The sequence below is a fragment of the Mesorhizobium sp. CU3 genome (genome assembly GCF_006442965.1).
Taxonomy (GTDB): domain Bacteria; phylum Pseudomonadota; class Alphaproteobacteria; order Rhizobiales; family Rhizobiaceae; genus Mesorhizobium.
The window spans coordinates 175,441-199,402 of record NZ_VFWX01000009.1 but is presented as its reverse complement, the minus strand read 5'-3'; the positions used below and the strand labels follow the sequence as shown (position 1 = coordinate 199,402).

Sequence of the window (23,962 nt, the reverse complement as noted above, 5' to 3'; positions counted from 1 at the left end):
TCCCGTCCCTAGAAAGGAAGAACCTGGTCCAGCACCTGCTGGCCGTAGGCCGGCTGCTGGACCTCGCTCACGCGGCCGCGGCCGCCATAGGAGATGCGCGCCTCGGCGATGCGCTCGTAGGGAATGGTGTTCTCCGCGCCGATGTCGGAGGGACGCACCATGCCGGCGATGGTGAGCACGCGAAGCTCATAGTTGACCCGCACTTCCTGCGAGCCCCTGATCATCAGATTGCCGTTGGGCAGCACATCGGTGACGACCGCCGCGACATTGAGCTCGATGTCCTCCGAGCGCTTGATCTCGCCGTCGGCATTGGTCTCTGTGCTGGAGCTAAGGCCCGCATCGCCCTTGCCGCTGGTACTCTTGCCTTCCCATCCGAGTGTAACGTCATAGCCGAGTTTGCGCGCGGCGGTGCGGCTGCGGTCGTTCTGGTTCTTGAAATTGGCCTTGTCGTTGAGCTTGATGTTGACGGTCAGGATGTCGCCCTGCCGCAGCGCCCGCGGGTCGGTGAACAGCCGGCTCTGGCGGTCGTCCCACAGCGAGAATTTCTTGACCGGGCGCGCCGGCGGCTCCGGGTAGCTGTAAGGCGTAGCGCCGCCGTCGCCGATACCAGAGCCGACCGGCGACAGCGCGGGCTCATGGCCGATCTCCTTGAAATTGGTGCCGCAGCCGGACAGCGCAGCGGCCGCGACCAGGGCGAGCAGTTTCAACTTCATGACGGATCAACCCTTCGCGCCGCGCTAGCCATGATGCCGGTGAGCGTCGCCGCCGCCTTCTGGTCCATTTCATTGAGGATGACGCTGGCCTTGCGCGTGTCGAGCTTCATAAGGATCGCCGCCGCGAGCTCGGCATTGACCATCGACAGTCGCTCGGCCGCGGCGTCGGGCTTCATGCCGGCATAGATCTTGACGACACCGTCCTCGGCCCGGGCCAGGAACACTTCGCGGCGCTTCAGCCATTCTTCGTATTCGGCCCGCTTGGCCTCGAGCGCTTTCATGCGTTCGTCGATGCCGGCCTGTAGCTGCTTCAGTTCCTCGGCCTGCAAAGCATAGCGGCGGTCGCGTGCTGCGTCGGCGATGTTCGAGCAGAAGCGCTGGATCTCGCTTTGGTCCGGCGCCTTGCCACCTGTAAGTGCCGTCGGCTCAGCCGCCGCCGTTTCTCGCGTCAACTGGGTCGGCTGAAGCGGCGCCTGCCCGCCCGGCAGAATCTGGCGCACGTCCTCCGCCTGGGCGGCCGTGCCACCGAGCAAGACAATAATGGCCCCGACGGCGCGGAGGCCGAAACGGCGATGCGGTCTTGAGGAGGAGCGTTCGGTCATCGGCGCGCCTATTGGAGAACCAGGTCGGCCTGCAACGCGCCGGCCGACTTGATGCCTTGCAGGATGGCGATGATGCCGTCGGGCTTCACGCCGAGGCGGTTGAGGCCGGAGACAAGCGTCTCGAGGTCGGGGCCGTCGAGAACGGCGACGCGAGCGTTGGGGCGGCTGGCGTCGATGGCGGTGGACGGCTCGACCGCCGTCTCGCCCTTGGAGAATGGTTCCGGCTGGACCACCCGCGGCGCTTCGGTGATGCGTACGGTCAGCGTGCCGTGGCTGATCGCCACGCGCGAGATCCTGACATTGCTGCCGATGACGATGGTGCCGGTGCGCTCGTCGATGACGACGCGGGCAGGGGCGTCCGATTCCACGACAAGGTTTTCGATCTCGGCATAGAAGCGCGCGGCCGAGACGTTCTGCGGCCGCCTGATCTGCACGGTGCGGGCATCGCGCTCGGCGGCGACCCGCATGCCGAAACGCTGCGAGGTGTAGTCGTTGATGGCGTCGGCGATGCGGATGGCGGTCGAGAAATCGGGATTGCGCAATTGCAGCGTGAGCACGCCCTGGTCGTCGAACTCTGCCGGCACCGCGCGTTCGACGATGGCGCCGTTGGGCACGCGGCCCGCGGTCGGCACGCCTTGGGTCAGTTGCTCGGCCTGGCCCTGGGCGGTGAAGCCGCCGACGATCACCGAGCCTTGTCCGACGGCGTAGATCTCGCCATCGGCGGCCTTCAGCGGCGTCATCACCAGCGTGCCGCCGGCAAGCGAGGTGGCATCGCCCATCGAGGAGACGTCGATGTCGATGCGGGCGCCCGACTGGACGAAGGGCGGCATATTGGCGGTGACGATGACGGCGGCGACGTTCTTGGCGCGCGCGCTGCCGCCTTCGGTGGCGATGCCGAGGTTTTCCAGCATGGCGCGGATCGATTGTTCGGTAAACGGCGAGTTGCGCAGGCTGTCGCCGGTGCCGGCAAGCCCGATGACCAGGCCATAGCCGACAAGCTGGTTGTCGCGCGCGCTCTGCAGCTGGGCGATGTCCTTGATACGCGCCGCGACCTGGCCGGGCGGCAGCGTGCTCGGACCGTTCGAGACGCGGAACATGCGCGTGGTGGTTGCCGGATCGTATTGCGGATCGTCGTAGACGCCGCCATTTTTGGCGGCCTGGGCGGCGAGATCACGCTTGGCCTTGGGCGTCAGCCCATCGGCCAAGGCCGGCTGGATTCCGACGGCGGCGGCAAGCAAAAAGGCAAGGGCACGCGTCACGATGCGCCGACCTTGATGGTGCCGTCGGCCATCACCGTGCCGGAGATGATCTTGCCGCTGTCGGTGTTGCGGATCTTGATCTGATCGCCAGCGGCGCCCGGCTCCAGCGTCACGCCGGCGGCCGAGATGGTCAGTGCGCCTGTGGTGAAATAGACCTGCACCGACGCGCCCTGTTCGACCAGCCAGGCGTCGCGGATAGCGGCGACCGGGATGTAGCGGCCGGGCAGCAGCGTGCGCTTGGCGACCTTGCCCTGGAGTTCCTCGGCGACTGTCGCCATGCCGTCCGGCTTGTGCTTGCCGGGGATCAGCGTCACCTGCTTGAGCGAGGTAAGCTCGATGGTTTCGCCGGGATAGATGACCCGGTTGGGGATCAGCACGGCCTCGCCGACGACCTGGCTGGCGGCGATCTCGGTCGCCGACTGGCCACCCGTCTCCTGCGCGAACGCCGGCATGCCGCCGGCGACCAGCGCGATGGCCAGCGCGACACGGCGGAGTGCGAAGCAGGAAGCCGGGATCGCCATGGTTGCGTCAGCTCATGTTCTTGGAGACCACCGAGGCCATTTCGTCGGCGGCCTGGATGACCTTGGAGTTCATTTCATAGGCGCGCTGGGCCGAGATCAGCTCGGTGATCTCCTTGACCGGATCGACGTTGGAGGACTCCAGATAGCCCTGCTGGATGGTGGCGAAGCCAGGGTCGCCGGGCACGCCGACATTGGCAGGGCCTGAGGCCGCGGTTTCCTGGAAGAGATTGTCGCCGAGCGGCGCCAGGCCCGCCTCGTTGGCGAAGTTAGCAATCTGGAGCTGGCCGAGCTGCTGCAGATCGGTCTGTCCGTCGATGCGGGCAAAGACCTGGCCGGTCTTGTTGACGATCACCTCGACCGCGTCGGTCGGCACAGTGATGGCTGGAATGACATTGGCGCCGTCGACTGTGACCAACTGTCCGGTGGCATTGGTGTTGAAGGCGCCGGCGCGGCTATAGAGCGTGCCGCCGTCGGCGCCTTCGATCTGGAACCAGCCGCGGCCGGTCAGCGCCAGGTCGAAACTGTTGCCTGTGCTGGCGAGCTCGCCTTGCGTGTGGACGTTGCGCACCGCCGTGGTCTTGACGCCGAGGCCGATCGAGACGCCTTCCGGCACCAGCGAGGTGTTGGAGCGGTTGGGCACGCCTTGCGTGCGGTCGACTTGATAGAGCAGGTCGGAAAATTCGGCCCGCGCCCGCTTGTAGCCGGTGGTGTTGATGTTGGCGATGTTGTTGGCGATGACTTCCAGATTGGTCTGCTGGGCGTTCATGCCGGTTGCGGCGATGGCGAGTGCTTTCATGACGCTAGATACTCATACGGCTGAGTTCGAGATAGGCCGAGACGACTTTGTCGCGGATGGCGATGGTGGTCTGCAGCGCCTGCTGGGCGCTCAGCACCGCATCGACCACCTGGCGCGTGTCGGCATCGCCCTTCAGCGCCTGAACCGACATCTGCTCTGCATTCTGCAGCGTATTGACCGTCTTGGTCGCCGCTTGGCTCAAGACGTCGGCGAAGCTTGCGCCGATGCTTTCGCTGGCCTGCGTTCCGATGCCGCCCTGCAGCAGGCCCGGCGACGCCGACTCGGTGCCGTCAACCGCCGTCTTGAATTGTATTGCCCCGATACCGCCGATCATTACTGGTTCCTCATCAAGTCGATGGTCATGGAAATCAGATCGCGAGCCTGCTTGATCACTTGCAGGTTGGCTTCATAGGAGCGGTTCGCCTCGCTCATGTCGGCCATTTCGACCAATGTGTTGACGTTGGGCATCTTGACGTAGCCTTTGTCGTCGGCGGCTTCGTTGCCGGGTTGGAATTCGATCGGGAAGTCCGACGGATCGCGCGCGATCGAGCTGACTTCCACCAAAGAGCCGCCGGTGGCGCGGTCGACCTCGGACTGGAAGGTAATCGTCTTGCGGCGGTAGGGATCGGCTCCCGGCGTGTTGCCGGTCGACTGCGCGTTGGCGAGGTTTTCCGAGACCACGCGCATGCGCTCCGATTGGGCGCCAAGGCCGGATGCCGCGACTTTGAGGGCTGCTGTCAATGCATCCATGGTCAGCTCTTCGTCACCATCGTCATCATTGAATGGAAGGCCTTCACGATCGCCGTGTTGAGCTCGAAAGAGCGGCGGACCTCGCCGGCCTTCATCAGCTCATCCTCGAGGACCACGGTGTTCTTTGACGGCATGATCGCGCCGTTCGGATCCTCGGGCTTGACGTTGAAGCCGGCATTGGTCGTCTCGGCGCCGAAATGGCCGGCCTCGGTGGCGGCAAGCGTCACCGCGGTGCGGTCGAGAACCTTTTCGAAAGGCTCGACGTCGTTGGCCGTGTAGCCGGGCGTGTTGGCGTTGGCGATGTTGGAGGCGATCGCCGACTGGCGCACGGCCAGCCATTGCGACTGCCGCGTGGCGAGATCGAAAAGATTTACGGGTTCCATGGGAATCTCCCGGGCGAGTACACGCAAGACTAGGCGGCCAGTCTTGCGCGGACCTTGCGCGGGATCGGGCCTTTCGGCCCCTCGATGTTATTTAGAGAGCTGAATCACCTTGTCGGTGCTGGTGACGATCACCCATTTGCCGCCGCGCTGCTCGATCGAGGCGACGCGGCTGGAATCGGGCAGCACCGAGCCGCGCTGGACGATCCACAGGCCGGTATCGTCCTCGATCATGGCGCGGCCATTGGCGACATGCACCATCTTGAATTCGGAGACGGCGGCAGGAAAGGGCTGCTGGTCGAGGCCCGGCGCCTTGTCGGGATCTTCCGGATCGTCCTGCAGCGTGCCGGTTGCGAACAGGTCGAGATCCGGAATGCTGTTCGGCATCTCGGCCGAGCTGGAGTTTATCAACTGCGTGCCGCCGGAGACGCGGCCGGCATTGCTGCCGCTACCGCCGAACTTCATGGTCTGCACGCCGAACTGCTCCTGGTTGAAGAAGATGTACCAGGGAAATAGCGCGCAGATCAGGCCAAGTGTGACGCCGAGCGCCGCGACGACGAAGTCGCTGCGCCGATCGGCCTTCTTGTCGGCCAGACGAGGGAATTCCGCCTTGGGCGGCTGCGGCCAGTCGACGCTTTGAAACAGTCCGTCGATCAGCGCTTCGCGGCTCGGCTCTATCGAGTCGACCGGTTGGGCGATCGGAGCGCTCGAAGAATTCGATGTCCTCGGCAGATACGGCCTGTCAGCCCTTGCCAAGGCCGCATGCGTCCTTGCCGCCTTCGCGCGAGCCGCCTTGTCCTTGGCAATCCTCGCTTCGTTGGCCTTGGCATTCTCGACGGCCTTCTCGACGGCCTCGGCTTCGGCGAGCATGTCGCGCAACATGCGCTCGGTGTATTGGAGTTCAGTTTCCTTGATCGCCATTCGGCTTCCCCTTCAGATGGCGGGCAAGGTCGGCAAACGGATCGGCCGACGCACGGTCCCTCGGCGACTGCGTGAGCGCTTCGTAGATCAATGGCACTTGGCGCACCGCGATATCCAGTTCGGCATCGGCGCCGCTCTGGTAAGCGCCAAGCAGTCGGATGTCGCGTGTGTCCTCGAAACGCGCGATCATCGACTTCAGCCTGGTCACCAGCATGCGCTGCTCGGCGCTCCAGGCCTTGTCGGCAAGCCGCGAGATCGACGACAGCGGGTTGACCGGCGGATAGCGGCCCTGCTCGGCAAGCGCACGGTCAAGCACGACATGGCCGTCGAGGATGCCGCGCACCGAATCGGCCACGGGGTCGTTGTGGTCGTCGCCGTCGACCAGCACCGAAATGATCGCGGTGATCGAACCTTTGCCTTCGGCGCCCGGCCCGGCCCGTTCGAGCAGTTTCGGCAAGTCGGTGAATACCGAGGCCGGATAGCCGCGCGCCACCGGCGGCTCGCCGGTTCCCGTGGCAACCTCGCGCAAGGCATGCGCAAAGCGTGTAATGGAGTCCAGCACCAGGAGCACGCGGTGACCCTGGTCGCGGAAATGCTCGGCGACCGCCATGGCGGTGTCGGGCGCGCGCCGACGCATCATGGCGCTTTCGTCGCTGGTGGCGACGACGGCGACCGTCTTGGCCATGCTGTCGGCGCCGATCGTGTCCTCGAGGAACTCGCGCACCTCGCGGCCGCGTTCGCCGATCAGCGCCACGACCACCGTGTCGAAGGCATCGGCGCCGGCGAGCATGGCCAGCAGCGTCGATTTGCCGACACCGGATCCGGCGAAGATACCCAGCCGCTGGCCGAAGCAGAGCGGCGTGAAGATGTCGATGACCCTGACACCGGTGAGGAAGCCGGTGCCGACGCGCTGCCGCGCCATGGCGCCGGGTGTCACGGCGACTGCGTTGTCGGCGGTGTTCGGCCTGATCAAAGGCGGGCCGCCGTCGATGGCGCGCGTCAGTGCGTCGATGGCGCGTCCGCGCCAGGAGACATGTGGCGTGACCGCCAGCGGACCACGGCGAAAGACGGCGTCGTCGATGCCGGCGTCGGCGCTGCGTTCGAAGGGCGCTACAACCACCTCGTCGCTGCCGATCTTGACGATCTCGCCGCGTCGTGTGCCGGCACTGCCGCGCTGCTCGACGATGTCGCCAAGCCGGGCAATCCCGGACAGGCCGCGGACCTTGTAGTGCGTCGGCGATATCTCAGCGATGCGGCCGCCTCGCGACAGAAGCATTTCCGGATTGTCAAAGCGCCGGCAGACGCGCTCCAGCGCGGAGAGCCTGTCCGTCTGACCGGCATCCGCCGGCCTCTCCGAAGCGCGCAGCAGGGACGAACCGGTCGCCATGCGGTTACTTCGAGCCGAGCGTCTTGATCGCCTCGTCTGTGGAAGCGTCGGCCTTCTTCATCAGCGCCGCGGTGTTCTCGAACGCCCGCTGCACCTGGATCAGCCGAGTCATTTCCAGCACCGGGTTCACGTTGGATTCTTCTAGAAATCCCTGCGCGACGCCGACGTCGGAGCGGTCGGTGACGGGTTCTGGCGTGCGCGCCGGAACGACGCCGGAATTGCCGTAGCGAACGAAATTCTCGCCGGGATCGAAATTGTAAAGCCCTATCGCGCCGACCAGGGAATCGTTCTGCCGCAGCGAGCCGTCGGCACCGGCCTTGGGCGGGCCGTTGCGCGGATCGAGCTGGATCGGCGCGCCGCCGCTGTCCAGCACCGGATAGCCTTCGATCGACATCAGCTCGCCATTCTCGTTCATCGAGAACCGGCCGTCGCGGGTCATCACCGTGCCGGCGGGCGTCTCGATGGCGAACCAGGCGTCGCCCTGGATGGCGAAGTCGAAGGGATTACCGGTCTGGGTCATCGCGCCATGCGCGCCGGAAAGATAGGTCTTGCCGGAAGAGGCGAAGGATACCGACTTCGGCCCGGTGCCCGACACCACATCGGAGAATTTCACGCCGGTGGCGCGAAAGCCGATTGTCGAGGCATTGGCGACATTGTCGGCAATGGTGTCGAGGCGACGCTCGAGCGCGATCTGTGAGGAGAGGGCGACGTAAAGACTGTCCTGCATGATCGTCTCAGAACTTCATCTGCTGCATGGCCATCATCAAGTCGGTCGAGATGCCGACCGTGGTCGGCTGCGCGAAGAGCACGCTGACCGACGTCACGGCCGTCGAGGTCGGGTTGCTGATCTCGTACATGCTGGTGAACCGGGTCAGGAAGGAGTTCAGCTTATCTGGATCCTTGAAGTCCGCGATGTCGAGCTTCTGTTCGAACAGCTGCGCCTGCTTGTCGATGTCGGCGGTGGCAAAGGAATCGGGCAGGCCGAGCGCGGTGCGGACCACGCTGGCCAAAGCGGTGTCGGCCAGCACGTCGTACCAGCTGGTGATGTCGGGCGCCTTGCGCTGGAAATAGAGCGCCAGCCGGACACCTTCGTTGGTCTTGCCGGCATTCTCCTCCAGCGTCTGGCGCAGATACATGTCGACGGTCGGCTGCTGCGCCGCAACGCGGGTGGTCGTGTCCTCACCGTATTGCGCGAAGTTGAAGGCGGCGGCGAGCCCGGCATAGGCCTTGTTGGTTTGCTTGTTGGCGACGCTGTCGGGATCGCTCACGCCGCCCTGCAGGACCGACTTGATGAAGTCCTCGTCCTCGGTCGCCGAATCCAGGCCGAACGCGGCCAGCGCGTAAGTGTATAGCCGATCGTTCGACATCAGATCGTCGATCGACTTCACCTTGGTGATGTTGGCGAGATAGTAAGTCGTCTCGCCCTTCACATAGTCGGAATCCGGGTCAAGGCCGGCGATCTGGGCCTGTGTGGCGTAGTTCGCCGTGACCTGCTGCTGCGTCGGATTATAGGTCGTTGCATTGGTGCCGTCGGCCGCGAAGTTGAAGGCACTGACGAACGCGGCATAGCGCTTGTCGGTCAGCTTGTTGGCAAAGCTGTCGGAGTCCGACACGCCTTCCTTCAACGCCTTGACCATGAAGGCCTTCGCGTAGTCCATGTCCTCCAGCCCGTAAGCCTTCATGGCATATTTGAACAGGCGGTCGTTATTCACGAAATCGTCGATCGACGTAACCTTGCCGATGTTGGCCAGGTAATATTGCGTATCGCGATCAACCGTCGGCTGTTGCTCGACCTGGGTGATCGATTTGTTGATGTCTTTGGCGATCAACTGGTAGCTGGTGTAGGTATTGAGCAAGGATACGCCTCCGGCCGAAGCTATTGCTGCACGATAGACCGACTTCCTTGCGCGAAACTGAATCGCATTCGTAGCCTTCGATTCAAGCCTCACACAAGGCACGGGGACTATCCCTGAGCCACACGTGACATGCGGAAGGACCTGTCGTGGGCATTCTGATCGGACTTGTGGTGACGCTCGGCTGCGTTCTCGGCGGCTTCATGGCCATGGGCGGCCATCTGCACGTGCTGGTGCAGCCCTGGGAAGCCGTAGTGATTTGCGGTGCCGCGCTCGGCACCTTCCTCGTCGCCAACCCGATGAAGACGGTCAAGGACACCGGCAAGGGCATTCTGGAAGCCTTCAAGCAGGCGGTGCCGAAGGAGCGCGATTATCTTGAGACGCTTGGCGTCCTGCACAGCCTGATGCGAGAATTGCGTTCGAAGTCGCGCAGCGAGGTCGAGGCGCATATCGACAATCCGGAAGAGTCAGCCATCTTCCAGGCCTTCCCGACGGTGCTGAAGAACCACGATCTGATGAACTTCATCTGCGACTATTGCCGCATCATCATCATCGGCAATGCCCGCTCGCATGAGATCGAAGCGCTGATGGACGAGGAGATCCAGACCATCCGCGCCGACAAGCTGAAGGCCTATCATGCCATGGTGGCGGTGGGCGACGGCCTGCCGGCGCTCGGTATCGTCGCCGCCGTGCTCGGCGTGGTGAAGGCGATGGGCGCGCTCGACCAGTCGCCCGAAATCCTCGGCGGCCTGATCGGCGCCGCACTTGTGGGCACCTTCCTCGGCATCTTCCTGTCCTATGCCGTGGTCGGTCCGGTCGCGACCAAGATCAAGACGGTGCGCGAAAAGAAGAACCGGCTCTACATCATCGTCAAGCAGACCTTGCTCGCCTACATGAACGGCGCCTTGCCGCAGGTGGCGATCGAGTTCGGCCGCAAGACCATTTCCTCCTATGAGCGCCCGACGATCGATGCCGTCGAGCAGAGCACCATGAACGCTGGCGGCGCCGAGAAGAAAGCCGCATGAGCATGCCTGAAGACAGCCATATGCGGGATCGCTTGCCGTCATGACCAGTCCGGGCACCCCATCGCAGACCCGGGCTTTGATCATCGAGCGCCTCGTCGGCGACAGCGGCGAAGCCGCGCAGGTCATCGGCGTCGGCCGCGGCATGGCCGAGCGCGCGCTGACGGTCCTACAGAAGGCGCTTGCCGGTGAGCTCGGCGCGCCGGTGACCGTCGATCTGCAGGCCGTCGAGGTGGGCCGTGTTCCCGAGGCGCGATCGCGCGCCGGTGATGCTTTCGCGCTGACCGTCGTGCCGTCGCCGACTTCGGCCGACGCGATGACGCTGGTCATGGATGCGCATGCGGTCGCGGTGATGGTGTGCGCGCTGTTCGGCGGCGATCCCGATCAGCCGGTCTCGCCGATCGAGCGCGACCTGTCGCAGATCGAGGCCGACGTGGCGACCACCGTGTTCCAGGAAGTCGCCTCGGCGCTCAACGGCTCGGGCAGGCGCTCGCTGGAGCTGCGTCTGCCGGTGCCGAGGGCGACGTCGGGTGGCGAGGCGAGGCGTCGCGTGCTGCGCGACGGCGCCGCGGTCCGCATCGTGTTCGGCGTCTCGACGCCGACCGACACCGGCACCATCACGGTCATGATCCCACAGCGCGTGCTGCTGTCGACGCGCGGCGCCACCGCCAAGACCGATGACGGCGAGCCCAGCGAATTCGACTGGCGCGCGCGTTTCTCGGAAGAGGTCATGCGCTCGACCGTGCAACTCGAGGCGACGATGCCGCTCGCCAGGTTGACGCTCGGCGATCTTGCCGCATTCGAACCCGGCCAGGTGATCGAGTTCGAGGAGAACGCCCAGCTCAACGCCAGGCTCAGCGCCCGCGACAAGACGCTGTTCGTTTGCGAGTTCGGCAAGCTCGGGCAGAATTACACCGTCCGCATCAGCCGCCCCCATGATGCAGGGCAGGATTTCATCGACGGACTGATGCCGGGCTGACGCCAGGATTTTAGGAGACGGAACATGTCAGCGACGAATGTGGAAGCCGAGGCCGAAACGGAAACCGGCCAGCCTAGCGAGCAACTGGATCGCGCGATCGAGGAACTGCGCGGCGTGCTTCGCGAAGAGGAGAACCGCCCGGATGCCGCGCTTCGGTCGAGCGCCAATTCGAGCATCATCATGACCATTCCGGTCGATGTGCAGATAATCCTCGGCAGCACGGAAATGCCGGTCTCGGAGTTGATGGCGCTGCAGAAGGGATCGACGGTCTCGCTCAACCGTCGGATCGGCGAACCCGTTGACGTCGTAGTCAACGGCCGCAGGATCGCGCGCGGCGAGATCACCGTACTGGAGAACGACCCGACGCGCTTCGGCATAAGGCTCACCGAAATCATCGCCGCGACGAAGAGCGCTTGAGGGTGACCGGCAGGCAGACCAATCGGCAGCGAGGGCAACACGCATGACGACGGCATTGGCGCTGACACGTCCGCAAAAGGCGGCGGCCATACTGGTGGCGATGGGCAAGCCCGCCGCGAGCCGGCTGCTCAAATTCTTCAAGCAGGAAGAGCTGAAGGCGCTGATCGAAGGCGCGCGCCTCTTGCGCACCATTCCGCAGGCCGACCTCGAGCGGATCGTGGCCGAGTTCGAGGCCGAGTTCACCGAGGGCGCGGGCCTGCTCGATTCCGCCGATCGCATGGACACGATCCTCAACGAATCGCTGTCGCCCGAGGAAATGAGCGCCATCATGGGTGACAAGAAGTTCGAGCCGGCGCCGGAACGGCCGCTGCCGATCTGGCCGGACCTGGAGAGGCTCGAGCCCTCGCGGCTCGGCACCTTCCTTGCCGGCGAGCATCCGCAGACGGCGGCCATGGTGCTGTCGAAGCTCGCGCCTCAGATAGCAGCCAATATCCTGCTCACCATGGAAAAGCCGATGCGCAGCCAGATCATCAGGCGCATGGTGACGATGGCGAACATCCCCGACACCGCCTCCAGGATCGTCGAGAACCAACTGCGCGTCAGCGTGCTGTCGCAAAAGACGACCAAGGACACTTCGGCCGGGCAGGAACGCGTCGCCAGCGTGCTCAACGAGATGGCCAAGCCCGAGCTGGACGAACTGATGCAGGACCTCGAGGACGCCAACACGCCCGATCTCGCCGGCGTCAAGTCGCGCTTGTTTTCCTTCGACGACCTGCCGCTGCTGGCGCAGAAGGCTCGCGTGCTCCTGTTCGACGGCCTGTCGACCGAGCTTGTTACGCTGGCGCTGCGCGGCGCCTCGCCGGAGCTCACCGAAGCCGCGCTGTCGGCGATCGGCGCGCGCTCGCGCCGCATGATCGAGTCGGAGCTCGGACAGGGCTCGGAAGGCATCGCGCTGGCCGACATCATGGCCGCCCGCAAGAGCATATCGTCTACGACCGTGCGGCTGTCGCGCGAGGGCGCTTTCGAGCTGCCGTCGACGCAGGCGCCCGCCGCCGAAGCCGCTTGAGGATAGCCAAGCGGTCCAATGGCTGAAGCGGTCGACAAGGATTCCAAAACCGAGGAAGCCACAGAAAAGAAAATCCGCGACACGATCGAGCAGGGCAAGCTGCCCCATTCGCGTGAGACGGCTATCTTCGCGTCCTTCCTCGCCATCCTGATGTTCGCCGTCTTCTACGCCAAGGATTCGATCGTCGACCTAGGCATGTTCCTGTCGTCGTTCCTGGAAAAGCCCGAAGCCTGGCCGATGGAAACCGAGACCGACGTCATCTCGCTCTATCAACAGGTGCTGACGGAAATCGGCCGCGCCGTGGTCAGCCTGCTGGTGCTTCTTGTGATCGCCGGCGTCGGCGCCTCGGTGTTCCAGAACATGCCGCAGATCGTCGGCGAGCGGATCAGGCCGCAGCTGTCGCGCATCTCGATTACCAAGGGCTGGAGCCGGATGTTCGGCGCGCAGGGCTGGGTCGAATTCCTCAAGTCGCTGGCCAAGCTCGGCTTCGCCATCGCGGTGCTCTCCTTCACGCTGTCGCAGGACCACCGCAAGCTGCTCACCGGCATGATCACCAATCCGATGGCGTTCGGCATGGTCATCCGCGGCATCTTCGTCGACATACTGGTGGCGATCGTCTTCGTCATGGGGCTGATCGCGGTGGTCGACATCGTCTGGTCGCGCTTCCACTGGCGCCGCGACCTGCGCATGACCAAGCAGGAGGTCAAGGACGAGATGAAGCAGTCGGAAGGCGATCCGATTGTCAAGTCGCGGCTGCGCTCGCTGGCGCGCGACCGGGCGCGCAAGCGCATGATGACGGCGGTGCCGCGCGCCACGCTGGTAATCGCCAATCCGACGCACTATTCGATCGCGCTGAAATATGTGCGCGAGGAGGATTCCGCCCCGATCGTGCTCGCCAAGGGGCAGGATCTCGTCGCGCTCAAGATCCGCGAGATCGCCAGGGAAAACAACATCCCGATCTTCGAGGACGTGGCGCTAGCACGCTCCATGTACAAGCAAGTTTCGGTTGATAGCGTCATCCCATCGCAATTCTACCAGGCGGTCGCCGAGTTGGTGCGGATCGTCTACTCCAAGAAGGCCGCGCGCAAAGCAACTCAATGAACGGACGGCGCTGATATATGGACCGGCAACCACACGCCAATTCCCGTGAGCTGATCGTCGCCAATGCCATCGAACCGGTGGTCGGCGAACTGAGGCTCATCGACGTCGCCGACTACATCGCCTTCATCCGGCTGGAGCATTTCGCCTGCCTGTCGGACCTGGTGGATTCGGCCGCCGAGCTCTACTTCCAGCCACGCATGCTGCGGCTCGGCCATGGCGGGGAGGCGCATATCGACTGGAGCGGCAACCCGCGCATCGTGCTCGATCTCGAGCTTCGGCCGCGCGGCGTGACCGTCTATTTCCAGCTGACACTGACCGGGCAGGGGACGTCTGTGGTGGTCAATTACGTGTCGTTCGAGAAGCCGGGCGAAACGCCCGAGCACAACACCGCTTTGCTCGAGGACGCGATCGAAGAGGCGCGGATCCGAAAGCCGGAGCCGCTCGCGTTCCTCTGAGCAATTCCAGGAAAAGTGTCGCGCGGTTTTCCGTCAGGAATTGCGTGAAAACAAAGAAGCTTATTCGATCAGGCCGAGACGCAACGCTTTGGCTACCGCCTGGTTGCGGTTGGTGGCGTTGAGCTTCTGCGTTGACTGGGTCAGATACTGGTTGGCGGTGTGGACCGAAAGCTTGAGCAGCTTGGCGATCTCCTCGCTGGTGTTGCCGTTGGCGGTCAGCTTCAGGCATTCGAGCTCGCGCTTGGAGATCGAGCGGGTGCGGCCGGTGTCGCCGGGGCGGATGCGGGCGACCGCAGCAAACAGTGCGAAGCAGCGTGCGTGGATTTCGCAAAGCGCGTCATCCGGCAGGGCGATCTCGGAGCCGAGGAAGACGACCAGCCCGCATTGGCCGCGATCGGCATGCACGGGAAAGGCGATGCCGTCGGTGCCTGGCGCCAGCGGCGCGGTCGGCTCGGCCCAGGCGAGCGACTGAAAGACCTGTCTGGAGCCGGCAACGCCGTCGTCTGCCCACCAGCGGGGCGCCGTCGAGATGCGGCTGTGGCGCACCATGTCCTCGCCGGTGGCGCCGGAGATGAATTTGCTCGCCACCGCCGTGCTCGGATAGTCGGAATCGAAGGAGGTGACCAGGCGCGCCCGTTCGGCCGACGGGCTGACGAAATAGAGGCCGAAGGCCGCGGCATTTATGTCGACCGCGATCCAGCGACAGCGGCGCACGGCATCGGGAATGGTGACCGCGTGATGGGTTTCCGAGCCGAGCGAGAATGCGCCGAAAGGATTGCGCTGATCGTTGAACAGGGCGGCTGCGGCGTCTCTTACCTGTGCGTGCTTCAAATGATGCCGCTCCTGATCGCCGTCGCGATCGCCATCGCGCGGTTCGAGGCCGCGAATTTCTGGATGGCGTGCGTAATGTAGCTGTTGACGGTGTTGGACGAGACACCGAGGATGACCGCCACCTCGTCGGTGGTCTTGCCTTCCGAAACCCAGAACAGGCATTCGCGCTCGCGGTCGGACAATGGATCCTGCATCGATGCCGCCGCGATCAGTTGCGGAATGTTGGAAAGCGCATAGCAGCATTTGAGCTGCGCCTTCATCAGCCCCGTCAGATCGATCTTGCCGGCTTCGGCGGCGGAAAACAGCACGAATAGACGCTGACGGCCGACATTCAGCCGCAAGGAATAGATCTCGGCGTGGCCGAGCACGTCGAGCAGGCGGGCCTCTTCGCCGGTCAGCAGCGCGCCGGCGTCGGGCGCATGCGCCGCCACCAGGGGCTTTGGGCGGATGCCGGGCGCCGTGGTCAAGGGACCGAGCGCCAGATTGGCGATCAGCCTTTTGCCGATCAACTCGATGCCGTCGAAGATCCAGTTCGAGGAGACGATGCGTGCGTCGTTGCGGTCCTGGTCGTGCACGATGGCGACCAGCATGTAATTGTCGGCGCCGATATCGGCGGCAAGCTGCATGAAGAAGGAAGTGAGATCGCCGCGCGACGTCAGGCGGGGACCTGAAGCATCGGACTGTAGAAGCGCGGCGGGACTGCTCATTTTCAATTCTTGGATTCTTGCCGGAATCGATCCTTGTGCCCGGTGCTGGCAAAGCCAGCGGCCGGACCCGAAACGCGTCACGTTTACGAAGACACACGCAAAGGCGCGAACGGCGCCCAACCGCGCCGAATCCTGCAGGGAACGCGAAACCGTCCGCGTCTGGTACCGGCCGGGCGCCGGAACTTGAGACTTTGGGTGGTCGCCGCGCCCCCCGTGGACCGGCTGATTCGGGTCTAATCTACCCGCAGATGAATCCGACATCAAACGCGATTTGACAAAATCGAATCCGATGGACTCGCGTTGCGACTCAGTTGCCGCTTGTCGCGTTACTTGTCGGTGATTTCAGAGTTGAGTTGAGCGAATGATTTCCTGGCCAAGTTGCAGAGCAATACGCCCCGGACTTCGCCTGGAGGCGCATCGTGTTTCGGCGGGTTGCGTTCAGCGATCCTCGAAGCCGGTCAGCACGCCGACGGCGTTGATGCCGATCTCTTCGACGGCGTAGCCGCCTTCCATGACGAACAGCGTCGGCAGGCCGAGCTTGGCGATGCGGCGGCCGATCTTGGGATAGTCCTCGCTCTTGAGCTTGAACTGGCTGATCGGGTCCTTCTCGAAAGTGTCGACGCCGAGCGAGACAATCACGACGTCAGGGGCGTAAGTGGCAAGCTTGGCGCAGGCGTCTTCGAGCGAAGCGTTCCAGGCGTCCCAGTTGGTGCCGAAGGGCATCGGGTAGTTGATGTTGAAGCCTTCGCCGTCGCCTTCGCCGCGCTCGTCGGCATGGCCGAGGAAGAAGGGGTATTCGACCATCGGATCGCCATGCAGGTTGAGCACCTGGACATCGCCGCGGCGGTAGAAGATCTCCTGCGTGCCGTTGCCGTGATGGTAGTCGACATCGAGGATCGACACGCGCTTGGCGCCCTGGTCGCGGAACCATTGGGCGGCGACGGCGGCGTTGTTGATGAAGCAGTAACCGCCCATGAAGGCCGCACCCGCGTGATGGCCAGGCGGACGGCAGAGCGCGAAGGCGCTTTCCTCGCCGCCCTTGACCAGGGCTGCTCCCGTCAGCGCGACGTCGAAGGACGACTTGATCGCCGCCCAGGTGCCTTCGACGAAGGTGGCACCGGCATCGAATGAATAATAGCCGAGCAGCGCATCGACACGCTTTGGCGGCACGTCGCCGCGCAGACCGCGCGTCGGCCAGGTGAAGCCCATCGCCGAGCCCTTGAAGCCGGCGGCGACCCATTCCGGCCAGACCGTCGGCAGGAAGTCGATGTAGTGGGCGTCATGCACGCGCTTGGCGGCGGCGATGTCATGCTCGACCGGGCCGATGATCGGCCCGAGCTTCTCGCTCTCCACCCGCGCCTTGATGAATTCTGCCCGCGACGGCTTTTCGAAGCCTGGCACGATCGCCGAGGTGACGAGTTCCATCTGTCCCGAATGGCCGGCGTGGAGAGGTGAAAAGACAGTCTTCATAGGAATTCCCCTGGAGTGCGAAATCGGTTGGAGATGCGAAATCAGTCGAGGTTGAGGTAGGGGTTCACGAGGGCCAGCCACATGGCTTCGACATCGTCCTCGATGAGGTCGAATGTCTTGCGGTCCCGCTTCAGTCCGACAAGCCTGCAGGCGTGTCCGACTTCCATCATCACTAGGCCCAGCCGCTTGGCGGTCTTTTCTTCCAGCGCCGGGTTCACATGCTGCAGCCAGGCTGCGTAGAGGGCGATGATGTCCTTGTCGTATTCGTCCTGGATCGGCCTGAGGTCGGCGTTGCCGGATATGGCCTCGATCACCGGCATAAGTGTGACGTTGTCCAGATAGATCCGGGACGTGTCGACAAACAGCTTGCGCACTTCACGGCGAAACTCGTCACGATTGGTTGGCCGGGGGACGTTGATGCGCTTCCGGATGACCTCGGGAAAGGACGACAGCCAGCGTCGGGCCAGTTCCAGCAGAATGGCTTCCTTGTTGGGAAAGTACTGATAGACCGAGCCCACCGAGAGGCCCGCGCGCTGCGCGATGGCCAGCGTCGTCGGTGTCCTGGTTCCCTGCTCGCGCGTCAGAATCTGCGCGGCGTCGAGAATCCTGTCGACCGCCTTGCTCGACCGTTGCTGCCGCGGCTGCTTGCGCGGTTCGAGCGCTATCTTGGTCTTGCGGTCGAGACTGCGCTTCACTGCTCGTTGCCCCCGTTTCCCGCCCGGCATCGCCATCGGCGCGCAGGTGCAGTCCACTATACATTCCAAATTCCGGCTGTTGACAAACGCGAATAAACAGTCGCATTCTTTATCCACGCTGTCTTGAGCGATAACAAGGGGAATTTCCAAGACGGCGCACTGGCACAATTCCTATCGCAAGGCCCGCGCCGCTGGCGCGACAGGTCGCGTGCGGAGCGTTGCCGGTCTCGGTCAGTCATCAAAAGCACGGAGTTGCGATGTCGGTCACGGGTGCGGGTCATAGTGCGGATTTGATCGTCATCAACGGTCGCGTGCTGACCATGGACGAGGACAATCCCGCCGCCGAGGCCGTTGCCGTCAAGGACGGCGCCATTGTCGCCCTTGGCAGCCGCACTTCCATCCAAGAGCTCAAAGGGCCGGCCACCAAGGTCATCGACGCCGAGGGCGGCTCGGTCCTGCCGGGCTTCATCGAAGCGCATATGCATCTCTTCGGCGGCGCCGCCGAGCTCGACAATCTGCATCTAGCCGGCGTGCTCGGCTTCGACGCGCTGCGCGACGCGATCCAGGGTTTCGCCGCCAAGCGTCCGAACACCAGGCTGCTGATCGGCGCCGGCGTCGACTACGCCGTCCTGCCCGAGCCGGTGACGCGTCACGATCTCGACCGCATCATTCCCGACCGGCCTTTCGCCATGTCGGCGTCGGATCACCATACGATGTGGGCCAACACCAAGGCGCTCGAAGAAGCCGGCCTGCTGCACGGCAAGCAGGTGGGGCAGGGCAATGAGATCGTCATGGGCGCGGATGGGCTTGCCGCCGGCGAATTGCGCGAGGGCGAAGCATTCGGCCCGGTCCTTGACCATTACGGGGCAAACCGGACGCGGCTCGGCCTCGAGGGTGCGGAGCCCGATCCCTATCCGTCGGCCGCCGAGCTTGCCGCCGATCGCGACCTGATGCATCGCGGACAGGAGTGGTGCGCCAAGCATGGCATCACCTCGATCCAGAACATGGACGGCAACCTCTACCAGCTCGAGCTTTTGGCTGGCCTGGAAGAAGAGGGCCGGCTGCTCTGCCGCACCAAGATCCCGTTCCACTTCAAGAATTTCATGAAGCTGGACATGCTGGAAAAAGCCTCGCGCATGGCGGCGAGCTACAATTCCGAATGGCTGTCGTCGGGCCTGGTCAAGGTCTTCTATGACGGCGTGCTGGACTCCTGGACGGCGGTGATGGTCGATGATTATGCCGACCGACCGGGCTGGCGCGGCGAACCGCTTTTTTCGCCGCAGCATTTCGCCGAGGTGGCGGTCGAGGCCGACAGGCGCGGCCTGCAGATCGCCGTGCATTCGATCGGCGACGGCGCGGTGCGGGCGGTGCTCGACGGCTACCAGGCGGCGCAGAAGAAGAACGGCCGGCGCGACAGCCGCCACCGTGTCGAGCACATCGAAGTCACCACGGCCTCCGACGTGCCGCGCTTTGCCGAGCTCGGCGTGCTTGCCTCGATGCAGCCGGCGCATCCGCCGGGCGCCCTGAACTTCCCGCTGGAGCCGACGATTTCGCGCATCGGCCGCGAGCGCTGGCCGCTGAGCTATGCCTGCCGGACATTGAAAAATGCCGGCGCGCATGTCGTGTTTGCCTCCGACTGGCCGGTGTCGCCGGTCGATCCGATCCTGAGCATCCAGGCGGCGGTGATGCGCAAACCTTGGGCAGAAGGCATGCCGGACCAGAGTTTTTCGCTGCAGGAGGCAATCGCGGGCTACACAGTCGAGGGCGCCTATGCGGAGTTCATGGAACATCGCAAGGGCCGCCTGAAGACAGGCTATCTCGCCGACATCGTCGTTTTGTCGGCGGATATCGAGGCGACCGCGCCCGAAGCGCTGCATACGGTGCGTCCGGTGACCACGATCTGCGGCGGCAAGGTAACCTACCAAGCGTGAAACCAGGCCGGAGGGTGGCATGGGAATTGCGTTAAAAAGTCGAGTTGCAGCTCCGCAGTTGCCAAGCCGGCCGGCTTATGGTGACAATCAACCAGGAACACACCTGCCGCCAAGAGCAGGCTCTCTCAATGGGGTAATCGTGCCGGAACAGCCGGGTAAGAACGCGATCGAAGTTCGCGGTGTTCGCAAGGTCTTTGGGACCGGTGAAAACCAGGTAGCCGCTCTCGACACGGTGTCGGTGTCGATCCGCGAGAACGAATTCTTCACTCTGCTTGGGCCGTCCGGCTGCGGAAAAACGACGCTTCTCAGGCTGATCGCCGGTTTCGATTTCCCGACCGCCGGCGAGATCCTGCTGCACGGCCAGGACATCGCGCCGCTGCCGCCCTACAAACGCCCGGTCAACACCGTCTTCCAGAGTTATGCGCTGTTCCCGCACATGACGGTGGCACAGAATATCGGCTTCGGCCTGGAGATGCTGGGCAAGCCGAAGGGAGAGATCGAAGCCCGCGTCGCCCAGATGCTGAAGCTGGTGAAGATGGAAGCGCTGAAAGGCCGCCGCACCAGCCAGATCTCTGGCGGCCAGCAGCAGCGCGTGGCGCTGGCGCGGGCGCTGGCGCCGCAGCCGAAGGTGCTTTTGCTCGACGAGCCGCTGTCGGCGCTTGACTATAAGCTGCGCAAGGAAATGCAGATCGAATTGAAGCGGCTGCAGCATGAGACAGGCATCACCTTCATCTTCGTCACCCACGACCAGGAAGAAGCGCTGACCATGTCCGACCGCATCGCAGTGATGTCGGCCGGCAAGATCCTGCAGGTCGGCTCGCCGCGCGACATCTACGACCGGCCGGCCGAGCGCTTCGTCGCCGACTTCATCGGCGAAACCAATTTCCTGCCGGGCACGGTGGTGTCGAAACAGGCCGGCGTGGCGACGGTCAAGTTCGCCAGCAATGCGACGATCAGTGCCGGCTATCCGGAGGGTTTTGACCCGAGCGGCGAGGTGACGCTGGTGGTGCGTCCCGAACATGCCGACCTTGTGCCCGATCCTGCCAAGGGCACCATCACAGGTACGCTTTCAAACATCGTCTATTTCGGCACCGACACGCATTATCACGTCAAGCTCGACGGCGGCGGCGAGAACTTCATCGTACGCCACCAGAACAGCCGCTCGAGCGCGGTGACCTATGAGACCGGCGCCAAGGTCGGCATCCAGTTCGAGGAGGACGCAGCCCGCGTCCTGAAAGACTGATGACGACAGCCGCCCTCTCCTCTGCTCCGCTCTCCAAGGCCGCCTTGTTCGAAGCGCAGGCGGTCAAGAACAGCGCGCGGCGCAACCGGCTCTTGTCGCTGCCGGCGCTGACCATCATCGGCGTGTTCGGCGTGCTGCCGCTGATCATCATCTGCGTCTATTCGTTCCTGGCCGCCGCGCCTTATGGCGGTGTGCAGTGGCAGTTCTCGACCGACGCCTATCTGAACTTCGTGTTTCAGCGCGACATTTTCGACGACACGCTGCAGTTCACGCCGGATTTCCTGATCATCTATCTGCGTTCGTTCCTGTTCGCGGTGGTGACCACTGTGATCTGTCTGCTGCTCGGTTTCCCGACCGCCTATTTCATGGCGACGCGTCCGCCGGCGCAGCGCAACTGGTGGGTGCTTCTGATCACCATTCCGTTCTGGTCGAATCTTCTGGTGCGCACGCTGGCGATCATGTTCATCATCCGCGACGAGGGCCTGATCAACAACGCGCTGATCGGGCTCGGCGTGATCGATAAACCGATCACCATGCTCTACACCAACTTCGCCATTCAACTCGGCCTGCTCTACGCCTTCCTGCCGTTCATGGTGCTGCCGCTCTATTCGAGCCTCGAAAAGCTCGACTTCCGGCTGATCGAGGCAGCCTACGACCTCTATGCGACGCGTCGGCAAGTGCTGTGGCGGGTGATCATTCCGCTGTCGAAGCCCGGTATCATCGCCGGCTGCCTGCTGGTTTTCATTCCGGCGCTCGGCGCCTATGTGACGCCCCTGATCCTGGGCGGCGGAATCCACCTGATGATCGGCGACCTGATCGCTCAGCAGTTCGGCTCCGGGCGCAACTGGCCGCTCGGCTGCGCGCAAGCGCTGATCCTGATGGCAGCGGTGCTGGTCGCGCTTTACTTCTATGTCCGCAACACGTCGGGGAAGGTGCAGCATGGCTGAGCCCCGCGTCATGGACATCAAGGACCAGCCGGGCTTCCGCACGATCGCCATCATCTGCCTCCTGGTGCTCTATGTGCCGGTGCTGATCCTGATGATCTTCTCGTTCAACAGCGGCTCGCTGGTCACGCATTGGGAAGGCGTCACGCTCAACTGGTACGGCACCGCGTTCGGCAACGAGGAATTCCATGCGGCTGCGCGCAACACGCTGATCATCTCGGTAACCGCGACGATCGTCTCGACGATCTGTGCCACGCTTGCCGCGATCGGCATGACGCGGGTCAAGCCCTGGCGCGGGCTGGCTGCGGCTTTCATGGTCATCAACCTCCCGCTGATGGTGCCCGAGATCATCACGGCTGTTGCGACGCTGTCTTTCTTCGCGCTGATCGCCGGCGCGTTCGGGCTGAATTTCGGCATCGGCAATCTGATCCTGGCCCACACCGTGTTCTGCATCCCCTTTGCCTATATGCCGATCCGGGCGCGGCTGGAGGATATGGACCTGACGCTGGAATATGCGGCTGCCGACCTCTACGCGACACCATGGAATGCGTTCCGGCGCATCACGCTGCCGCTGCTGGTTCCCGGCATCATGTCGGGCGCAGCACTCGCCTTCATCGTCTCCTTCGACGATTTCACCATCACCCAGCTTGTCGCCGGTCCCGGCCAGACGACGCTGCCCCTCTACATCTGGAACCAGATCCGGCGGCCGATGACGCCCGAGATCAACGCCATCTCGACTATCCTGCTCATGGTGTCGATCCTGTTCGTCTCGGTCTCGTTCCTGATCGCGCGGCGACGCGCCAAATGAGCTCCAAACACAACAATGGGAAGGCAAGGAGAACATAAATGTCTGCAAAACTGATGGCGGCCGTTTCCGCGGCCGTGCTGTTATGGGCCGTGCCGGCGCTCGCCGACGGCGAACTGCACATCTACAATTGGGGCGACTACACCAACCCCAAGCTGATCGAGAAGTTCGAGAAGCAATACAACATCAAGGTGACGCTGGACGACTACGATTCCAACGAAACCATGCTGTCCAAGGTGCGCGCCGGCAATTCCGGCTACGACATCGTGGTGCCGTCCGATTACACCGTGAAGATCATGGTCGAAGAGGGCCTGCTCGAAAAGACCGAGCCCAATGCGATGCCTAACGGCAAGAACATCGATCCGCGCTTCGTCGATGTCTATTGGGACTCCGGCCGCCACTACACCGCGCCCTGGCAGTTCGGCACGACGGCCTTCGCGGTCAACACCGACAAGTTCAAAGGCGACATCGACACCTACGCCATCCTGTTCAACCCGCCGGATGAGCTCAAGGGCCAGATCAACGTGCTCGACGACGTCAACACCGTCATGCACGCGGCCGAGCGCTATGCAGGCGTGCCGCGCTGCGGCGCCGACAAGGCGAACCTGAAGAAGGTCAACGATATCCTCATGGCCGCCAAGCCGTCGTGGAAGACCTTCAGCTACGACACCATCACCAAGATCACCTCGGGCGACGTCATCGTCACCGAGCAGTGGAACGGCGCGACCTATCGTTCTCGCCAGAAGATCCCGGCGATCAAATATGCCTATCCGAAGGAAGGCATCGAAGGTTGGATGGACAATGTCGCGGTGCTGAAGGGGGCCAAAAACCTGGACAACGCCAAGCTGTTCCAGGATTTCGTCATGGCGCCCGAGAACGCGGCGCTGATCTCGGACTTCGCCGGCTACGACAACGGCATTGCCGGCAGCCACAAATTCCTGACGCCGGACTTCGCCAACTCGCCGGAGCTCAATCCGCCGGCCGGCGCGCCGACGCCGGAATTCGTGCCGCCATGCCCGCCGGAAGTGGTGGAGATCTACAACAAGATCTGGACCAATCTGCGCAAATAGTCCGGCGCGAAATCATGTAGGAGGGGAGGCTCCGGCCTCCCTTT

General features: G+C 63.7%; 27 protein-coding genes. 11 read left to right on the top strand and 16 right to left on the bottom strand.

From position 1 onward, the window contains the following. Positions 1-8: 8 nt before the first annotated feature. From flgH to FJ988_RS15955, 12 genes are all read right to left on the bottom strand, one after another. Positions 9-713, bottom strand: coding sequence for a flagellar basal body L-ring protein FlgH (gene flgH / locus FJ988_RS16010; protein ID WP_140819302.1), 705 nt, complete (start codon positions 711-713; stop codon positions 9-11). Beyond that, positions 710-1,315, bottom strand: coding sequence for a MotE family protein (locus FJ988_RS16005; protein ID WP_140819301.1), 606 nt, complete (start codon positions 1,313-1,315; stop codon positions 710-712). The genes flgH and FJ988_RS16005 overlap by 4 nt, the downstream gene beginning before the upstream one ends. Positions 1,316-1,323: 8 nt before the next feature. Beyond that, a complete protein-coding gene (locus FJ988_RS16000; RefSeq protein WP_246688568.1) occupies positions 1,324-2,412 on the bottom strand; it encodes a flagellar basal body P-ring protein FlgI in 1,089 nt (362 codons plus the stop codon). A 158-nt stretch (positions 2,413-2,570) separates the two neighbouring features. Continuing rightward, positions 2,571-3,095 carry a flagellar basal body P-ring formation chaperone FlgA gene (gene flgA / locus FJ988_RS15995; RefSeq protein ID WP_140819299.1) on the bottom strand — a complete coding sequence of 175 codons (525 nt, stop codon included), beginning with the start codon at positions 3,093-3,095 and terminating at the stop codon, positions 2,571-2,573. 7 nt (positions 3,096-3,102) lie between these two features. Then, positions 3,103-3,891, bottom strand: a complete 789-nt coding sequence (gene flgG / locus FJ988_RS15990; RefSeq protein ID WP_140819298.1) for a flagellar basal-body rod protein FlgG — start codon at positions 3,889-3,891, stop codon at positions 3,103-3,105. A gap of 4 nt (positions 3,892-3,895) precedes the next feature. Further along, positions 3,896-4,225, bottom strand: coding sequence for a flagellar hook-basal body complex protein FliE (locus tag FJ988_RS15985; RefSeq protein WP_140819297.1), 330 nt, complete (start codon positions 4,223-4,225; stop codon positions 3,896-3,898). Beyond that, complete coding sequence (gene flgC / locus FJ988_RS15980) at positions 4,225-4,641, bottom strand: flagellar basal body rod protein FlgC (protein WP_140819296.1); 417 nt, start codon at positions 4,639-4,641, stop codon at positions 4,225-4,227. Before flgC ends, FJ988_RS15985 begins: the two co-directional genes overlap by 1 nt. Before the next feature lie 2 nt (positions 4,642-4,643). Further along, positions 4,644-5,024, bottom strand: a complete 381-nt coding sequence (flgB, locus tag FJ988_RS15975) for a flagellar basal body rod protein FlgB (RefSeq protein WP_140819295.1) — start codon at positions 5,022-5,024, stop codon at positions 4,644-4,646. An 87-nt stretch (positions 5,025-5,111) separates the two neighbouring features. Further along, positions 5,112-5,942, bottom strand: coding sequence for a hypothetical protein (locus tag FJ988_RS15970; protein ID WP_140819294.1), 831 nt, complete (start codon positions 5,940-5,942; stop codon positions 5,112-5,114). After that, positions 5,923-7,329, bottom strand: a complete 1,407-nt coding sequence (gene fliI / locus FJ988_RS15965) for a flagellar protein export ATPase FliI (protein WP_140819293.1) — start codon at positions 7,327-7,329, stop codon at positions 5,923-5,925. The genes FJ988_RS15970 and fliI overlap by 20 nt, the downstream gene beginning before the upstream one ends. A gap of 4 nt (positions 7,330-7,333) precedes the next feature. After that, a complete protein-coding gene (gene flgF / locus FJ988_RS15960) occupies positions 7,334-8,056 on the bottom strand; it encodes a flagellar basal-body rod protein FlgF (protein ID WP_140819292.1) in 723 nt (240 codons plus the stop codon). Positions 8,057-8,063: 7 nt separating this feature from the next. After that, positions 8,064-9,185, bottom strand: coding sequence for a DUF1217 domain-containing protein (locus tag FJ988_RS15955; RefSeq protein ID WP_140819291.1), 1,122 nt, complete (start codon positions 9,183-9,185; stop codon positions 8,064-8,066). Between the two features lie 146 nt (positions 9,186-9,331). Between FJ988_RS15955 and motA the strand changes: the two genes are divergently transcribed. From motA to FJ988_RS15925, 6 genes are read left to right on the top strand one after another with little or no spacing between them, the layout of a single operon-like run. After that, complete coding sequence (gene motA, locus FJ988_RS15950) at positions 9,332-10,207, top strand: flagellar motor stator protein MotA (RefSeq protein WP_140819290.1); 876 nt, start codon at positions 9,332-9,334, stop codon at positions 10,205-10,207. A 40-nt stretch (positions 10,208-10,247) separates the two neighbouring features. Next, on the top strand, positions 10,248-11,183 hold the full coding sequence (locus tag FJ988_RS15945) for a FliM/FliN family flagellar motor switch protein (protein WP_140819289.1): 936 nt from the start codon (positions 10,248-10,250) through the stop codon (positions 11,181-11,183). Between the two features lie 24 nt (positions 11,184-11,207). Continuing rightward, on the top strand, positions 11,208-11,600 hold the full coding sequence (gene fliN / locus FJ988_RS15940) for a flagellar motor switch protein FliN (RefSeq protein ID WP_140819288.1): 393 nt from the start codon (positions 11,208-11,210) through the stop codon (positions 11,598-11,600). A gap of 43 nt (positions 11,601-11,643) precedes the next feature. Continuing rightward, positions 11,644-12,666 carry a flagellar motor switch protein FliG gene (locus FJ988_RS15935; RefSeq protein ID WP_140819287.1) on the top strand — a complete coding sequence of 341 codons (1,023 nt, stop codon included), beginning with the start codon at positions 11,644-11,646 and terminating at the stop codon, positions 12,664-12,666. An 18-nt stretch (positions 12,667-12,684) separates the two neighbouring features. Then, positions 12,685-13,767, top strand: a complete 1,083-nt coding sequence (flhB, locus tag FJ988_RS15930; protein ID WP_140819286.1) for a flagellar biosynthesis protein FlhB — start codon at positions 12,685-12,687, stop codon at positions 13,765-13,767. A 17-nt stretch (positions 13,768-13,784) separates the two neighbouring features. Continuing rightward, on the top strand, positions 13,785-14,222 hold the full coding sequence (locus tag FJ988_RS15925) for a hypothetical protein (protein WP_140819285.1): 438 nt from the start codon (positions 13,785-13,787) through the stop codon (positions 14,220-14,222). Positions 14,223-14,282: 60 nt separating this feature from the next. On the opposite strand, the gene FJ988_RS15920 is transcribed toward FJ988_RS15925, so the two are convergent. The 4 genes from FJ988_RS15920 to FJ988_RS15905 all read right to left on the bottom strand — a co-directional run bounded on the left by FJ988_RS15920 (position 14,283) and on the right by FJ988_RS15905 (position 17,925). Then, on the bottom strand, positions 14,283-15,053 hold the full coding sequence (locus FJ988_RS15920) for a response regulator transcription factor (RefSeq protein ID WP_140819284.1): 771 nt from the start codon (positions 15,051-15,053) through the stop codon (positions 14,283-14,285). After that, positions 15,050-15,760 carry a helix-turn-helix transcriptional regulator gene (locus FJ988_RS15915; protein WP_140819283.1) on the bottom strand — a complete coding sequence of 237 codons (711 nt, stop codon included), beginning with the start codon at positions 15,758-15,760 and terminating at the stop codon, positions 15,050-15,052. Before FJ988_RS15915 ends, FJ988_RS15920 begins: the two co-directional genes overlap by 4 nt. A gap of 438 nt (positions 15,761-16,198) precedes the next feature. Then, entirely contained in the window at positions 16,199-17,230 is a 1,032-nt protein-coding gene (locus FJ988_RS15910; protein WP_140819282.1) for a histone deacetylase family protein, read from the bottom strand. A gap of 41 nt (positions 17,231-17,271) precedes the next feature. After that, on the bottom strand, positions 17,272-17,925 hold the full coding sequence (locus FJ988_RS15905; RefSeq protein ID WP_140819281.1) for a TetR/AcrR family transcriptional regulator: 654 nt from the start codon (positions 17,923-17,925) through the stop codon (positions 17,272-17,274). 257 nt (positions 17,926-18,182) lie between these two features. On the opposite strand from FJ988_RS15905, the gene FJ988_RS15900 reads away from it, so the two are divergent. From FJ988_RS15900 to FJ988_RS15880, 5 genes are all read left to right on the top strand, one after another. Continuing rightward, positions 18,183-19,856, top strand: a complete 1,674-nt coding sequence (locus FJ988_RS15900; RefSeq protein ID WP_140819280.1) for an amidohydrolase — start codon at positions 18,183-18,185, stop codon at positions 19,854-19,856. A 139-nt stretch (positions 19,857-19,995) separates the two neighbouring features. After that, positions 19,996-21,099 (top strand): ABC transporter ATP-binding protein, encoded by a 1,104-nt coding sequence (locus FJ988_RS15895; protein ID WP_140819279.1) that lies wholly within the window; start codon positions 19,996-19,998, stop codon positions 21,097-21,099. Beyond that, the gene (locus FJ988_RS15890; RefSeq protein WP_140819278.1) at positions 21,099-22,046 is read left to right on the top strand and encodes an ABC transporter permease; all 948 of its coding nucleotides are present in this window, start codon (positions 21,099-21,101) and stop codon (positions 22,044-22,046) included. The genes FJ988_RS15895 and FJ988_RS15890 overlap by 1 nt, the downstream gene beginning before the upstream one ends. Next, positions 22,039-22,851, top strand: a complete 813-nt coding sequence (locus FJ988_RS15885; RefSeq protein ID WP_140819277.1) for an ABC transporter permease — start codon at positions 22,039-22,041, stop codon at positions 22,849-22,851. Before FJ988_RS15890 ends, FJ988_RS15885 begins: the two co-directional genes overlap by 8 nt. Positions 22,852-22,889: 38 nt before the next feature. Next, positions 22,890-23,918: an extracellular solute-binding protein gene (locus FJ988_RS15880; RefSeq protein ID WP_181183546.1), complete on the top strand. Its 1,029-nt coding sequence runs from the start codon at positions 22,890-22,892 to the stop codon at positions 23,916-23,918. Positions 23,919-23,962: the final 44 nt, after the last annotated feature.